Origin of the sequence: Marinobacter bryozoorum (genome assembly GCF_023156245.1) — a bacterium.
In the GTDB taxonomy this organism is placed as follows: Bacteria; Pseudomonadota; Gammaproteobacteria; order Pseudomonadales; family Oleiphilaceae; genus Marinobacter; species Marinobacter bryozoorum.
This window is the reverse complement of the sequence record NZ_JAKZAH010000002.1, coordinates 1-14,257: the sequence shown is the minus strand read 5'-3', so window position 1 is coordinate 14,257 and position 14,257 is coordinate 1. Positions and strand designations below refer to the sequence as shown.

The following is a 14,257-nucleotide window of genomic DNA, read 5'->3' as shown; positions in this document are numbered from 1 at the left end:
AGCGAAACCCCGGCATTTTTGTCGGGGTTTTTTATTTTGGGTAAGCGTGGTTGGTGGTTTCCCTGGACAGGCACCCCTTCTTTCTTCCCCCTTCTTCCTTCTTTTTTCTTTTCCTTTCTCTTCCAGTTGTCCCTCGCGCCCTCCGATTGCGCATAATTCAACGTTATGGTGAAAATCGATCGCAGTCAGCGTCGCATCCAATGCGATTTCGTCGGTGTTTGGTGTTGAACGTCAAGTAGCAGGCAGGGGCAGGCCCTGAGCCGGTCAGCCAGTCTGAGGAAATGCTGGGGCAGAAGAGGGCGGCTACGCCGCTCGTTGGTGTTCCTTGCGGTAGTCCGTGTAGGAGGCTTCGAACGCCGTCGCCCGATGACACCAGCGCTCCGGGTCCAGGTTCAGGCGTTCGAGAATGGGGCGGAGGGTAGGTGACATGGCACCCCGCTTATCGTCCCGGGTAATCCGTCCGGTTTCGTCCACCAGCGTCAGGTAGTCATCCTGCCGGAACAGAAGACCACGCTGGTCGTGGTTACGAATGACTTCCTCGAAGCCCAGCAGGGGCTTGAGGGGAACGGTAAAGTCGTTTAGAGCCTGCTGTTCGAGTTGATTCTGGATGGCGTCTGCCAGGTTGAACTGTGGCTGAATGCGTTCCTTGATGCTGGTGTAGTCGGACGTTTCCGGTGTGTCGGCAATCGCCGCCCGGATAGGGTTCAAGTCGACGTGGCTTTTTCCGTGGACAGGCACCGCTTCTCCTGCACCGTGCTCCTGCTGACGAGTGATGAAGATGAGGCATGGCCCTGAAGCTCATGGGCGAAATATGTTAACCTCAAGGCCGGGGATGAAGCGGTAGTGTTTATCATTTGAGGTCATCAGCGTGTCTCCGATTGAGAGTGCCGATGATGCAATCAGTGCATCTGCAAGCTCCATGTTGTGGCTCAACGCATACTCTTCCACCAGGAAGGCAGCGCGCGAAGATATTGTTTCGTTTACCTGCTCAATCTGGGCGCTCCAGTAGCGCAATGTCTTTCTGATCAGTTGCATTTCTGTCCGGTTGCGGGCGCCCTGAATCAGTTCCATATAGGTTACGATCGAAATCGAGAAGCCGGGTTGGCGGTCGAGATAGTCCGCTGCTTTGTCATTTCCCCTGAAAGCCCATATCAATACATCCGTGTCTACCAGCATCAGTCAAACTTCCGTCGCTTTCTAAGATTCCTGACTTGTTGGTCCACGCCCAATTCCTGATGGTCAGCCCACATTCCGAAACCGGGGTTTCTATCTGCCTTTTGCTCCTCTTGAATCGGGACCAGACGGGCAGTGGGTTTACCTCGATAGGTGATGATGACGTCCTCGCCCCGGCGGGTTGCAGAGAGTACTTCTTTCGTATGCAGGCGTAGGTCCCTCGTAGTCGCTTCCATCGAAGCCTCCTTGTTACACAAATCTATGAAACAAAAGTATACCAGTGTCTACACTGGGCCGGCACCCCTTCGTCATATTCCCCCACTTCTCACTCTTGTCAGGCTAATAATCTCGACCCCCCCCCGGTAGTCGTCACGTCGACGGAACAGGCAAAACCACCAGCGCATCTTCAGCCCGGCCAACGGATTCGTAGGGCGGGGCGCCCGGTGAGATCAGTCCGATGTAGGGACGGCGAAGGGTGATTTCCTGCCACTTTGACAGCGGCGTGTCCGTTAGCAGCCTTTCCAGGCCTCCGTTTCCACAAACCGCGCTATCATGGGCGACAACAGCGAAATTCTCGTAGTCGTTGGCGTGGTCGGTCATCAGATCGTTGAAATTCGATCCTGAGTTTACGCCCTCCCCGGCGCAGGTATCCTGGTGGCTGATGATTTCCGGGGACGATGACCTCCTGAGGCCAAGCAGGGAAACGCCTCGTTGCAGTGATGCCTTCGTTCCGGTCTCGACGTTCAGGACGTAGGACTCGCCTGACTCGATACCACCGGCTGATCGCGCGATGTGGGATGCCAGTGTGGCATCGCCGGTGGCCAGCTCATTGACCAGTGGAGTGCCAAACTTCTCCAGGTGCTTCAGGGTCTGGCGACGGTTATGGTAGGTCGAAGCATCGGTACTCAGGGCATCGAATGATTGATAGACCTGCCGTGCGGTGACCGTCATGTTGTCCTGCAGCTGCAGGAGCATATTGTTTTCATGGGATAGACTGCCAAGGACCGCACAGTACTGGGAATCATAAGTGACGCTAGTGGTGGCAAGCCAGTCCACCCTGTTGCACCGGTCAACCCAGATAAACCGCTGGTCAGGATCAAGCCCCGCCAGTTGCTGTGGTAGTGGTGTGGGATTGTCAAACTCGAACCGAAGTTCCTGGACATTGAGCCTTTCGTTAAGCAGAAAAATAACCGGATACTGAACGTGGCGCTTGTTCATCTGCAAACGTTGCTCGTCCGCATTGAACGTAATGCCAGTTGTTACGGATGGAAACTCCCAAAGCCCCGACAGCCAACCCTTTTGGCTGGACAGGAACTCGTCGGCGGGCGCCTTTGACGTGACCAGGGTTTCCTTTGTGGCCATCAGGTTCCGGCCAAACCCCAGGGCCGGTGTCGGGTAGCCCAGCAAGTCCAATGTTGTTGGACCTATATCGAGGGTAGACCCGGGCTTGTCGACCTGCCTGGTTGGCACGTCCTCTCCCAGCACCATCAACAAATTGCGTCTGGGTCCACTTTCCAGGGTTTCCCAGGCGCTGTTTCTAAGCGCCAGGTGATCGGAAGCCACAACAATCAGCGTGTCGTCGAAATGAGGACTGTTGCGAAGTGATTCGATAAACCGGGCCGCCATGCGATCGGCGCAATGAACTGCATTTAATATGGGGTTGGTTCCGTCGCCGTAAGCAAGCCCCTGACAGCCCTCCGACATATGGCCTTCCGGGTGGTGAGTGTCCAGGGTTAACAGGAACAGGCCAAAGGGCTCGCCGCTGGCGGACAGTTGCCGGAACCGCTCAGTAGCGATGTCGTAGAGGCTGTCGTCATACAGCCCCCAGACCGAGGTATAGTCAGGGTCTTCCAGTAGGGGTTGAAGCTCCTTGAGGCCCTCTGTCCTGTCAAACTGGTGGGTGCGATAGAAGGCTCCCTTGCCCGCGAACGACAGTGACGACCCGCCCAGGTAATGCAGATTGTACCCTTGGGCTGATAACAGGTCGCCGAGGCAGACAGCGCCAGGAAGGAACTCATCCACCCCGGACATTGAGTTGGAGCCGGTCTGGATAAAACGAGCCAGGGGCACGCCACACTGGGAGGCAGTCATTCCGGCAATAGTCCAGCCAGTGCTCCAAACCTGCCGGATATCGGTAAAACTCAGAGCATTTTTTTCAAGCCTTGCCAGGTTCGGCATCAGACCCGGGAAGCGATTCTCATCGAGATAGGTTCGCTCCACCGATTCCAGGTAGAGATAGACTATGTTTCGCGGGGCGGTGCTCGGGGCGTTCAGTTCGGCCGGCACGCTATACGCCGAAGGTGCAGGCTCGACCGGTGCGGTGGCGGCGAACAGGCCACTTTTATGCAGCCTGGCCAGATCCTGAAGGGCAGGGTTGGACAGGAATGACAGCGTTAATGCCGCTAAGGCAAGGCCCATCCGTGCCCGGCCGAAGTGGGGACGTCTCTCGGAACGGCTGACCCGGTAGGCCAGTACACTGATGATTACGACAACGATCAGATAGGCTACGGATAACGCGATTAAACCCGTAAAGGCGCCAAAGCCCGCCCCGCCCAGGTCGCTGGAAATGTGGTAGATCAACGCTTCGTCAATACCATTTCCGGTCAGGTAGTCGGATATGGCGTAAAGCCCAAGGCTGGATAGTGATGTAAATAGCAAAGCAGAGACCGCCATTGACGCCAGCCTGGTCTTCAGGGTTTGCGCAAAAAGTATCAGGGCGCAGAGCGTCAGGGTTGCAGAAAGAAAGAGCATGGCAGGGTTAAACCAAGTGAATATCGGCTGGGTGATGTGAAATGCTACCGTGATCGGGTGTAGGAGGCGAGGGCTGAATGGTCGGTCTTTGCACTGCTATCTTTGCCCAGGTTGCGTTGTTTTCGTGGACAGGCACCCCGTCCCTCCTTCCGTTATCATTCCTTCCATTAATCCCCGATGGAGTCCTTGATGAGTGAACAAACGTCGTATCCGGTGGGCCACCAGTTTTCGATTGGCTTTAATCCTATTGAAGACCGCCTGCTGCTAACCACCGAATTGAAAGAAGCCGGTACGACCACTTTGTTGCTGACGCGACGAATGGTCTTGCTGGTGTTGAAGCAGATCCTTGATCGGTTGCCAGCCCTCAGTGGACTGGACCAAACACCGGCCAACTACTGGCAGGAAGTTCTGGAGCTGTCCCATCAGCAGGCGGTGCAGCAGCATCAGCAAGAGGCGGACAGAGGGCGGGCCCAGGATACCTGTGCAAAGGCTGAGTCATCGTCGAATGAAAGTACCGAGCCCGCAAGAGCCGGGGAACAGCGATACGCCGATATATCGGCATCCCGGGTATTCCTGGCTACCGAACTGAACGCTCAGCAGGCCCGGGACCGGTTGCAACTGGCATTCAAGGGCTTGCCAATGCCCGAGTCCATGCTGAAAAATGGCCAGCAGGTGCCCGTCCTGGCGTTGTCGCTGGAAGCCACGCATGCGCACCAGGTACTCCAGTCATTGATTGCCCAGGCCACGAAAGCCAACTGGAACTTACCGGTAAACCTTCCGTGGACGAACGTAAAAGCCTCCCGTCAGACCGCACGGATCTCCACGCATTGAGTGGACTGAGTGATAAGCACCGTCGAGGGCTATGGACACGTTAGGGCCATGGACAGGCACTCTTGCGTTTTGCCGCACTCTTGCGTTTTGCCTCCTCAGCCCTGTTTTACGCCATTTTTCAAACCAGTAACGCTTCGAAACGGACCTGATACTGGCAAAACAGTATTCTGCCCATCGATATTAGCCAGAGGTCACCTTAGGTGGCATTCGAGAGGGTTCAGCGATGCGCGGCGCCTGAATCTGTTGTCCAGGTACCGCGTTCAGGAGTTGATATGAAGCAGATTGTCGTTTTGGCCATGATTCTGTTTGGGGCCTATGGTTGTACCACTGTCCCGTCAGTTGACCGAGACTCTGAGCAGGGAGTTTTATCACTTTCCTTTGAACCGGACGATGAACGTGGGGTTATGTATCTATATCGGGACAGGGAGTCCCATTTCGGGATGCATTTTTTGGATATTTATATCGGTGACCACACTGTTGAGACCAGTGCAGCCTGTTTTGTCCGTATTGAACTTGCCCCTGGTGACTACCTGGTGGAGGCGGACCATCCGGACATGTTCGGGTTTGAAGATGAGATGATGTTCGAGGCGCAGCCGGGCACGGTCGCCTTTTTCGAGTATAAGCCGATAGCAAGGCTGGTGGTTCCGGGCTCGACGAAAATTATTGAGCGGTCAAAACAGGCGACCATAGATAAAATCCAGGAGCAAAACCTGTGTGTCAGCCCTGTAAAACGTCTTGGGGCTGCGAATCCCCAGTGACTGGTTTGTCAGTTAGTCTGACCCTGTAGGGCGAGCGGGGCATCACCACGCCTTGGATAGGCACTGGCTCATGCTGCGATGGCCCGCAGCGGTCTGCCGGCGCAGATCCTGACGCCTTTCAAGCAGGAGACCGGGGACCAGCAAAACCGAGCGGCCCCACCGCACCCCCACTCAACGTTCTGACGCCCGATGCCCGCTGCCCCAGCCCCGTCAGACTGTAAGCCCGCAGTGGGTGTGGTATTCTGCCGACCCTAGCCCGTTTTCAGTAACACCGAGAGGTCCGAATGCCCAACTATGTCCCTCTGAGCAAATCCCGGCACCGCGAGGCGGGGCTTGTTCCCGCCGGATACGACTACGCCTTGCAACAGGCTGTGGTGCCCGTGGCGGCGGAAGAGCTGCCGCAGGTCCTGCCCACCATGGCCGTCGCCTTTATCAGCAATACTTCCGGGGACGGCTACCAGCTGGTGGCACTGCAGTCTCTTCAGGCCGGGGTGAACGTGTATGTACACACCAACGGGCGCTGGATCGGTGGCTATCGGCCGGCCTGGTACCGGGCCCACCCCTTCCGCCTGATGCAGGAAGAGCAGCAACAGCGCACCGTGGTCTGCATTGACGAAGACTCAAAGGCTTTCGAGGCCGAGGCCGACGACTCCGCAGCCCGCCTGTTTGATGACGAGGGCGAGCCCACCGACCGCACCCGTAGCACGGTAAAGTTCCTTGAGCAGCTGCAGAAAGCCACCAACGTTACCCAGGCATTGGTTGGCCAGCTGGCGGAGGCCGGTGTGGTCGTACCCTGGCCCCTGAAGGTCAAGCCCCAGGACGGCGGTGATGACCAGGAGGTCAAAGGCCTGTTCCATATCGATGAAGCCGCCCTGAAGGCCCTGGCCCCGGACACCCTGTCCCTCCTCGCTGCTTCAGGTGCGCTGTCCGTGGCCTATTCCCAGCTGCTGTCGGAGCATCGCCTGCAGGGCCTGTCCCGTTTGTATCACCTGCGCACAACAGCCAACCGTCAGCAACAGACCGCGGATGATGTTGACCTGGAAGACCTGTTCGGTGATGACGATGACGACGACCTGAGCTTCAATTTCTGACCCTGAGTGGCCTTGGCCCCTTAACCGGGGCTTTGCCATTGGGCAGCCCCAGAGTGTCGAACAATTTAACATGAACAATAATTGATCAATCTCGAAGGTCTGATTTTTCGGCGTTTATGCCTGGCTGGAGTCATTCTTGCCTCGATCATGGTGCAATTCCATGGCTAGCGGAGGCAATAATGAGGAAAATAACGGTTCAGGGTATTCTGGTGGGTCTGGTAGGCACGGCCCTGGTTGGGTGTGGCGGGTCGTCCTCCGACAGTTCCGATGACGGCGACAATGGTTCATCCTCGGCAACCTTGTCGGGTACAGCAGCGGTCGGCGCACCCATCGCAGAGGCCCCGGTAGAGGCCCGTTGCGAAGATGGCAGCGGCTTTCTGACCAACGTCACGACGGACAGTGACGGCGGCTTCCGGGGCGACGTCAACCCGGATGCGTTGCCCTGTGCCCTGCGGGTAAACGGGGGCACACCGCAAACGACCCTGCACAGCTGGGCAGAAACCGGCGGCACGGTGAATATCACCCCACTGACCGACCTGGCGATCGCCATCAGTGCCACCATACCCCCGGCCACCTGGTATGACCAGGACGACAGGGGCCAGCGGGTACAGAACCTTTCCGAAGCGCGGGACGACCTGCTGACTGTCCTGCGAAATCAGGGCTATAACGTGCCCGGAGATGACTTCGATCCCTTCCGCACCGGCTTTGCCATTGGTGACGCCGTAGACCAGATGCTGGATGCGCTGCAGGCCAGCCTGGCAGCCAACCCCAATATCGCAGATTACCCGGCCCTGGTAGCGCTGATCAGCGACGGCAACGTGTCGGTGCTTCCTTCGGCTCCCCAGGCCCCGGGCGGCGGTGACGATGGTGGCAGTGGTGGGGACGATGGTGGTAACGGCGGCGATGACGGCAGTGGCGGCGATGATGGCGGCTCCGGTGACGACGGCGGTCAGGGTGGCGGCAGTGGCGCCTCGGCTGCGGCCTGCATGCCGGACCTGGACCAGGAAGGCACCGAAATCGAACTGCAGTTCCGTACCTACCAGCCTCTCTCGGGTGAGGTGCTTGGTGATGTGACGCTTCAGCAAACCATCGGCGGTATGGTGAATTACAAGGGCAATACCGTAAGGGTAATGAACACATACACCGAGATGAATATGGTCAATGGACTGACGACCCTGTACGGGCGGCAGTATCACGTCCTGGATCGGGGTGCACTGGTGCTTCGCAGCTATGGGTCAGAAACCCTGCCCTCCGAGGGCGCCGAGCCGACGGTGACCCAGTGGTTTGAGCCATCCTTTGACCAGCGATTTGATCTCAGCCCCGGACAAAGCTACCGGCAGATCTACACCACCTATGACTCTTTTGGCGGCAGTGATCCGGTATACGAACAGGCGATGGATTACACCCAGACCTACGAGGGCCGGGAAACCATCACGGTGCCGGCAGGCACCTTCGAAACCTGCAAGTTCTCGACCCGGGAGACCGGCAGCCAGTTCAGCGCGGCCTCTCTTAACTGGATGAGTGTTGAGCACGGTATAGGTATCCAGTCAGGGTCCAGGACCAGTGACGGGGAAGAGCAGATCACCACCGAGATGCTCTCTCTCTCCATCAACGGAGTGCAACAGGCGCCATAGCTTTCCAGGCAAAGCTCTGCCGCTGTCACACATCTTCCCGGTCGGGTTGGTATACTGGCATTCTGACGGTTTACCAACCCGGCCGGGAGCCCTGCAATGACCCGATACATCAGCGATGCCGCCAGTCAGTATCCGTATTCCAGCGTGGCTTACATAGAGGCGGTGTTTCCCGATGGCAGTCGGGTGTCCGGCTCCGGCGTTCTGGTGGGGCGCAACGATGTACTTACCGCTGCCCATGTGATCTATGACCAGGACCGGGGCTGGGCGGCAGAGAGCGTGCAGGTCACCCCGGGCCGGGATGGCGCGGGTTCTCCCCTGGGCAGCTTTGACGGCGCCCTGCTGAACTATTTCGAGATCGACGCCCAGTACTCCGGCAGCCTGACCCAAAGCGAAAGCGAGCAAGACCTGGCGCTGATCGGCCTGGACCAGGCCGTTGGTGATCAGCTTGGCTGGTTTGGCATGGGCAGCTTTGTGCCCGGCGAAAACTACCGGGTAACGGGCTATCCCGGCGCCTACCAGGACTACAGCGGCCCGCGGATGGTGGAAGATTCCGGCTATGCCAGCGCAGACCGCTACTTCGACCTTATCTCCCTGAATGGATTTGATATCAGCCCGGGCAGCAGTGGTGGCCCCGTCTGGTATGGCCCCGCGTCGTCGCCGGTGCTGGTGGGCACGGTCTCCACTGATGGCTGGGCGACCGCGGTCGATGGCCAGTTTGAGACCGTAGAAAGCTGGATTACCGGCAATGACCACCTCATACCCGCGCCAGCGCCGGAGCTGACACCGGAGCAGTCTTTGATTGAACAGGCCTTTGATCAGCTGGAAGCGGAAGGCTGGTCGGTGCCGGCAGGCCTGGCCGACGACATTGTGACCACCGACCTGCTGCTTGATTTCCCGGACCTGGATGCCGTGATCGACCCGGTGCTGCGCCTGTATACCGGTATGCTCGGGCGCCAGCCAGACAGGTCGGGTGTGGAATACTGGGTGCGGGAGCTGAACGAAGGCGGCTCGCTGCAGCAACTGGCCCGCTCGTTCGTGGATTCGAATGAGTTCCAGGCGCTGGCAAACAGCCTCGGTGGTGGCATGGAAGGGGCCATTGAGGCCCTGTACCGGAACGTACTGGACCGGTCACCGGATAGCGATGGTTTCCGTTACTGGCAAGAGGCCTTGCAGAGTGGCCGGCTGGACCTGGCCGGGGTGGCGGTGTCGTTTACCGAGTCGACCGAATACATCGCCACCAGTGAGAACCTGGTGCAGGGCGCCAAGCCCCTGCTGTGGGGGGTAAACCTGCAAGATATGAACCCGGCTGGCCTGGGGTTTGACCTGGCGGCCTTCGCGGCGGAACAGCAGGAGGCAGAAACCATTGTCCGCCTGTACACCGGTGTGCTGGACAGGCAGCCGGATGTCTCCGGCTTTGACTACTGGCTGGACGAGGCTGGCGACGTGATATCCCTGTCCGGGCTGGCGGAGTCATTCCTCGCCAGCGACGAGTTCTGGCTGGCCCAGCCGGACACCAATCCAGGGGCGCTGGTGGACTACCTGTACCAGCAGGTACTGGACCGCCCGGCAGACGCTTCCGGTCGTTCGTATTGGCTGGACGAGCTGGACAATGGTTTCGGTCTGGGTGACCTGGTGCTGTCCTTCGTCAACTCCGCTGAGTACGTCCGCCAGACTGACCCGTTGGTTGACCAGTTCCTGCTGGACAACTACGACGGCGGCCTGGTGGGGGTGCCGGTGGACCTGGAGACCTACCTTATCGGGTAGGCCCCCGGCCCCGGGGTCAGGGTTTCACAAATTCCAGACGCCCGGGGGCAACCCGCATATTCAATCCGCTCATACCCATCAGCCGTGCCCCGAGGCTGGTGTTGTCCAGTCGGTACACCGGAACCGTCTCCAGCATCTGGGCCACCACCCGCATGATGTTATCCGTTATCGGCGCCAGTTCGCCGCTGCTGAAAAACGGGGTATCGACACTGCTTTCCAGCAATTTCAGCCGCCGGATATAGATGGCCTGTTCCTGGCTGTCATAGACCGGGGCGCCTTCTACCTTCAGGGTGATGTCCGCAGGAAGCTTTGCCATCAGGGCATTCAGGGCAACCTGGCCAGACAGGTCGATCACCGCCACATCCCTGCCATCCGGACCCAGGGTGATGTCAGCGTTGTCCAGGGAGAAGCTCAGTGGCGAGCCGGCCTGCAGCTGCTGGCGGTCGTAATCGCTGACAGCGTCCTGCATATGACGCTCCAGCGTGGACTCGCTAATGGACAGTGGTGAGAAACCGGCACAGCCAGACAGCAGGGTGACGGCAAGCAACAAGGCAAGCAGGGGGCGCAGGGTCATTGGTGTTCCTTTGGTCATTCATCAATGCTTATAGAGTGAACGACCAAAGGGTTTCAGGCAAGCGCCGGCATATTTCTCAGAACTGCTGCTTGGCCATCCACGGAATAATCCGGTCGAAGGCTTCCTCAAGCTTCTCGCACGTTGTCGAGAAACTCAGCCGCAGGGCATTCTGTGTGTTCTCGCCAAACGCATCCCCGGGCACGGTACAGACGCCGGTTTCCTTCAGCATCCTCAGGGCCAGGTCCGAGCCGTCCACATGGGGCGGCAGGGTGGGGAAGGCGAAGAAGGCACCGCCTGGCTTATAGCCGGTCATATGGGGCGTCTGGTCAATCAGCTCCACGATCTTGTCCCGGCGCTCCCGGTAGATGTCCAGCATGTCCGCCACGCATTGCTGGTCGCCGGTCAGGGCTGCCACCCCGGCAAACTGCGACGGGGTGTTGGCAACCGAGGTGGTGAACATGTGATAGCGCCGCAGGCTCTTGATGGTGGCCTGGCTGGAGATCACCCAGCCCACCCGCAGCCCCGCCATGCTGAAGGTCTTGGAGAAGCTGCTGATGCACATGATGTTGTCCAGGTCCACTGCGCACTTGAGCACACTGGCGTAGTCATCATCGTCGAAGATCAGGTGGTCGTAGACCTCGTCAGCGTAGATCTGAATGCCGCGATAGGCGCACTCTTCCACGATGGTTTCTATGGTCGAGCGGGGGTACACCGCGCCCGTGGGGTTGTTGGGCGAGTTCAGGATGAGCGCATAGGTCCGTGACCCCATGGCCCGGATAACCTCGTCCGGATCCAGCTGGTGATCGTTCTCCGGCCGGGTGGGGATGTATTTCACCTCGCCGCCGTTCATGCGGATCAGCGGCGCATACAGCAGGAAGGTGGGGTCGGTAATAATAAACTGTCGGCCCGGCTGGGCGGTGGAAGTGATGGCCAGGTACATGGCCTCGGTGGCACCGCTGGTGATCAGGATGTTGTCCCGGGTCAGCTTGCGGTTGTAGCGCTTGCCATAGTAGTCCCGCAATGCGACAAGTAGTTCCGGCAGGCCGGCGTCCATGGTGTAACCGGTCTGGCCGGCGTTGAGGGCGTCTACATAGGCATCAATGATGTGCTTGGGTGTCGGCAGGTCAGGCTGGCCGATGGACAGGTGGATCACGTCCTTCATGGTGGACGCCATGTTCACCATGCGGCGGATACCCGGTACCGGAATCGCCTGCATCGCAGGGTTCCAGGAGGCCTTGGCCTTGCGGTATTTCACCTTGCGTGGCTCGGTCTGCCCGGTATCTTTTGCAACCTCTGCCATAAGCACCTCTCACGGCCATGAATGGAAGTCTGGTAGGGTGTTCAGCCCCTTTCAGGCAGAGTAGTCCACGAGTCACAACACATACAAGGGGCGTTGTGCAGTTTGGCCCAAAAGTATGAGTGCGCCTGTTTGACCCGGTTGCCGCTAAGGACCAAACTCAGTGAGAGCCAACCGAGACAGACCGGAGGATACATCACCCATGAGCCACGACCAGAAGCCTGTAATCACCGTACTGACCGCACCGGGCGAGCCGGAGCCGCCGGGCATCGAGGCAGTCCGGGCCCGGGGTGAGGTAAGACTGGCCTGGGATGAGGCAACCCTGCGGGAGGCCCTGCCCGGCAGCCGTGTGATGATGGTGACAGACTTCCGCACCGAGGCACTGGCGGCGGCCTGGCCGACGGCAGACAAGCTGGAGTGGATCCATGCCACCAGTGCCGGCGTGGATGCCCTGATGTTCCCGGCCCTGATCGACAGTGACGTGACCGTCACCAATGCCCGCGGCATTTTTGACCGCAGCATTGCCGAATACGTGCTGTGCACCATGCTGATGTTCGCCAAGGACTTCCCCCGCTCCATGCGCCTGCAGGCCGGGCACAAATGGAAGCACCGGGATACGGAACGGGCAGAGGGGCGCGAAGTGCTGATCGTAGGCGCCGGCTCCATAGGTCGCCAGATCGCCCGCCTGGCGAGGGCTGTGGGCATGAACCCCCACGGCGTCGCCCGTCGCGCGAGGAGCGGTGACGAAGACTTTGTGGCCGTTCACGCCAACGAGCAGTTATTTGATCAGCTGGAGGTGGCAGACTTCGTGGTGATCGCCGCGCCGCTGACACCCCAGACAGAAGGACTGTTCGATCAGAAGGCTTTCGCGGCGATGAAGAAAGAGGCCCGCCTGATCAACATCGGCCGCGGCCCCATCGTGAACACCAAAGACCTGATCGACGCGCTGAACAAGGGCGAGATCGCCGGCGCCGCGCTGGACGTGTTCGAGGAAGAGCCCCTGCCGGAAGACCACCCGCTGTGGGAGATGGGCAACGTGATCCTCACGCCCCACATGTCCGGCGACTTTATCGGCTGGCGCAGGGCACTGACGGACCAGTTCCTGGAAAACTTTGACCGCTGGCACAAGGGCGAAGACTTGTTTAACCACGTAGACAAAAAGCTGGGCTACGCGGGTAGCTGACAGGCGAGGGGGGTTGGCCACCTTTCCTCAGCCAACCCCCAGCCAGGCATACCACCCAGCCAGGATTTCATCCCCGAACCACAACGCCAGCAACCCCGCCGCCGCCAGGTAAGGCCCAAAGGGAATGGGCACATCCCGCCCGTGGCGATGGAACACCATCAGACTGATACCGACCACGGCTCCCACCAGCGACGACAGCAAAATCACCGCCGGCAGCAACTGCCAGCCCAGCCAGGCACCAATGGCGGCCAGCAGCTTGAAATCCCCGTGGCCCATCCCCTCCTTGCCGGTCACCAGCTTGAACAGCCAGTAAACCGACCACAGGGACAAATAGCCGGCAACCGCGCCCCAGAAGGCACTCTGAAAATCCGTCAGGTACCCGAAATAATTCAGCACCAGCCCCAACCACATCAGGGGCAGGGTAATGTTGTCTGGCAACAGCTGGGTGTCGAAATCGATCATGGTCAGGGCAATCAACGCCCAGACCAGCACCAATGCCCACAGCGTGCCCACCGAGGGGCCCAGCAGCCACACGGTCAACACCGAGAACAGCGCAGTAACCGCCTCGATCAGCGGATAACGAACCGAAATCCGGGTGCCGCAACTACTGCACTTGCCCCGCAGGAACAACCAGCTGACCACCGGAATATTCTCCCAGGGACGGATCTTATGCCCGCAGGACGGACAGGTGGACGCCGGACGAGACAGGGTGATGCGCTCCTCGTTACTGCGCTCCTTTTCCGGAACCGCCAGGAACTCCTCACACTGACACCGCCACTCCTGGTGCATCATCTTCGGCAGACGGAGAATGACGACGTTGAGGAAGCTGCCTATGCACAGGGAAACAAAGAGCACGGTCAGATAGAGCAACCAGGGGGTGGTCAGAATAGCGTCAAGAAAAGCCATGGAGAACCTGTGTTGTTGGGGGTACCGCCGCTTGGCGGAGCGTTAAAGATCGTTTTGCCACGAAGTCCAGAGCCCTTCGACAGGCTCAGGGCGAACGGGGATAATTCGGACTTTCGGTCGTTATGTTACGGAGTTCACGACCCTTCGACAGGCTCAGGGTGAACGGGGTACGGAAAAGTGAAAAGAAAAGAATTGTTCAGCCACGAAATCCACTAAATCCATATATGGTCTCCTCCCCGTTTGCAAGGCTCCAGAGTCTGATGAGGGACAGGTTGCTGCCATATATCCGGCCTGT

The 14,257-nt window shown here is 59.0% G+C and carries 13 protein-coding genes; 6 read left to right on the top strand and 7 right to left on the bottom strand.

Annotated features, from left to right (window positions below):
• Nucleotides 1–303: 303 nt before the first annotated feature.
• The 4 genes from MLC59_RS01185 to MLC59_RS01175 all read right to left on the bottom strand — a co-directional run bounded on the left by MLC59_RS01185 (nt 304) and on the right by MLC59_RS01175 (nt 3,924).
• The gene (locus MLC59_RS01185) at nt 304–708 is read right to left on the bottom strand and encodes a hypothetical protein (protein WP_248230213.1); all 405 of its coding nucleotides are present in this window, start codon (nt 706–708) and stop codon (nt 304–306) included.
• Between the two features lie 90 nt (nt 709–798).
• A complete protein-coding gene (locus MLC59_RS01180; protein ID WP_248230212.1) occupies nt 799–1,176 on the bottom strand; it encodes a type II toxin-antitoxin system VapC family toxin in 378 nt (125 codons plus the stop codon).
• On the bottom strand, nt 1,176–1,409 hold the full coding sequence (locus MLC59_RS20100; RefSeq protein WP_427901684.1) for a type II toxin-antitoxin system Phd/YefM family antitoxin: 234 nt from the start codon (nt 1,407–1,409) through the stop codon (nt 1,176–1,178). The genes MLC59_RS01180 and MLC59_RS20100 overlap by 1 nt, the downstream gene beginning before the upstream one ends.
• A 133-nt stretch (nt 1,410–1,542) precedes the next feature.
• Entirely contained in the window at nt 1,543–3,924 is a 2,382-nt protein-coding gene (locus MLC59_RS01175) for a sulfatase-like hydrolase/transferase (protein WP_248230211.1), read from the bottom strand.
• Nucleotides 3,925–4,113: 189 nt separating this feature from the next.
• On the opposite strand from MLC59_RS01175, the gene MLC59_RS01170 reads away from it, so the two are divergent.
• The 5 genes from MLC59_RS01170 (at nt 4,114) to MLC59_RS01150 (ending at nt 10,002) form a co-directional block, all read left to right on the top strand.
• Nucleotides 4,114–4,755 (top strand): hypothetical protein, encoded by a 642-nt coding sequence (locus tag MLC59_RS01170; protein WP_248230210.1) that lies wholly within the window; start codon nt 4,114–4,116, stop codon nt 4,753–4,755.
• A gap of 272 nt (nt 4,756–5,027) precedes the next feature.
• Nucleotides 5,028–5,513, top strand: a complete 486-nt coding sequence (locus MLC59_RS01165) for a hypothetical protein (RefSeq protein ID WP_248230209.1) — start codon at nt 5,028–5,030, stop codon at nt 5,511–5,513.
• Between the two features lie 284 nt (nt 5,514–5,797).
• Nucleotides 5,798–6,604, top strand: a complete 807-nt coding sequence (locus MLC59_RS01160; protein ID WP_248230208.1) for a SapC family protein — start codon at nt 5,798–5,800, stop codon at nt 6,602–6,604.
• Between the two features lie 179 nt (nt 6,605–6,783).
• Nucleotides 6,784–8,238, top strand: a complete 1,455-nt coding sequence (locus MLC59_RS01155; protein ID WP_248230207.1) for a hypothetical protein — start codon at nt 6,784–6,786, stop codon at nt 8,236–8,238.
• 96 nt (nt 8,239–8,334) lie between these two features.
• Entirely contained in the window at nt 8,335–10,002 is a 1,668-nt protein-coding gene (locus MLC59_RS01150) for a DUF4214 domain-containing protein (RefSeq protein WP_248230206.1), read from the top strand.
• A gap of 16 nt (nt 10,003–10,018) precedes the next feature.
• Here the strand turns inward: MLC59_RS01150 and MLC59_RS01145 are convergent, their stop codons facing one another.
• Together MLC59_RS01145 and MLC59_RS01140 are read right to left on the bottom strand one after the other, a co-directional pair.
• A complete protein-coding gene (locus MLC59_RS01145; protein WP_248230205.1) occupies nt 10,019–10,576 on the bottom strand; it encodes a YceB family lipoprotein in 558 nt (185 codons plus the stop codon).
• Between the two features lie 76 nt (nt 10,577–10,652).
• Nucleotides 10,653–11,876 (bottom strand): pyridoxal phosphate-dependent aminotransferase, encoded by a 1,224-nt coding sequence (locus MLC59_RS01140; RefSeq protein WP_248230204.1) that lies wholly within the window; start codon nt 11,874–11,876, stop codon nt 10,653–10,655.
• A 199-nt stretch (nt 11,877–12,075) separates the two neighbouring features.
• On the opposite strand from MLC59_RS01140, the gene MLC59_RS01135 reads away from it, so the two are divergent.
• Nucleotides 12,076–13,056, top strand: coding sequence for a D-2-hydroxyacid dehydrogenase (locus tag MLC59_RS01135; protein WP_248230203.1), 981 nt, complete (start codon nt 12,076–12,078; stop codon nt 13,054–13,056).
• A 27-nt stretch (nt 13,057–13,083) separates the two neighbouring features.
• On the opposite strand, the gene MLC59_RS01130 is transcribed toward MLC59_RS01135, so the two are convergent.
• Complete coding sequence (locus tag MLC59_RS01130) at nt 13,084–13,962, bottom strand: prepilin peptidase (RefSeq protein ID WP_248230202.1); 879 nt, start codon at nt 13,960–13,962, stop codon at nt 13,084–13,086.
• Between the last annotated feature and the right edge of the window lie 295 nt (nt 13,963–14,257).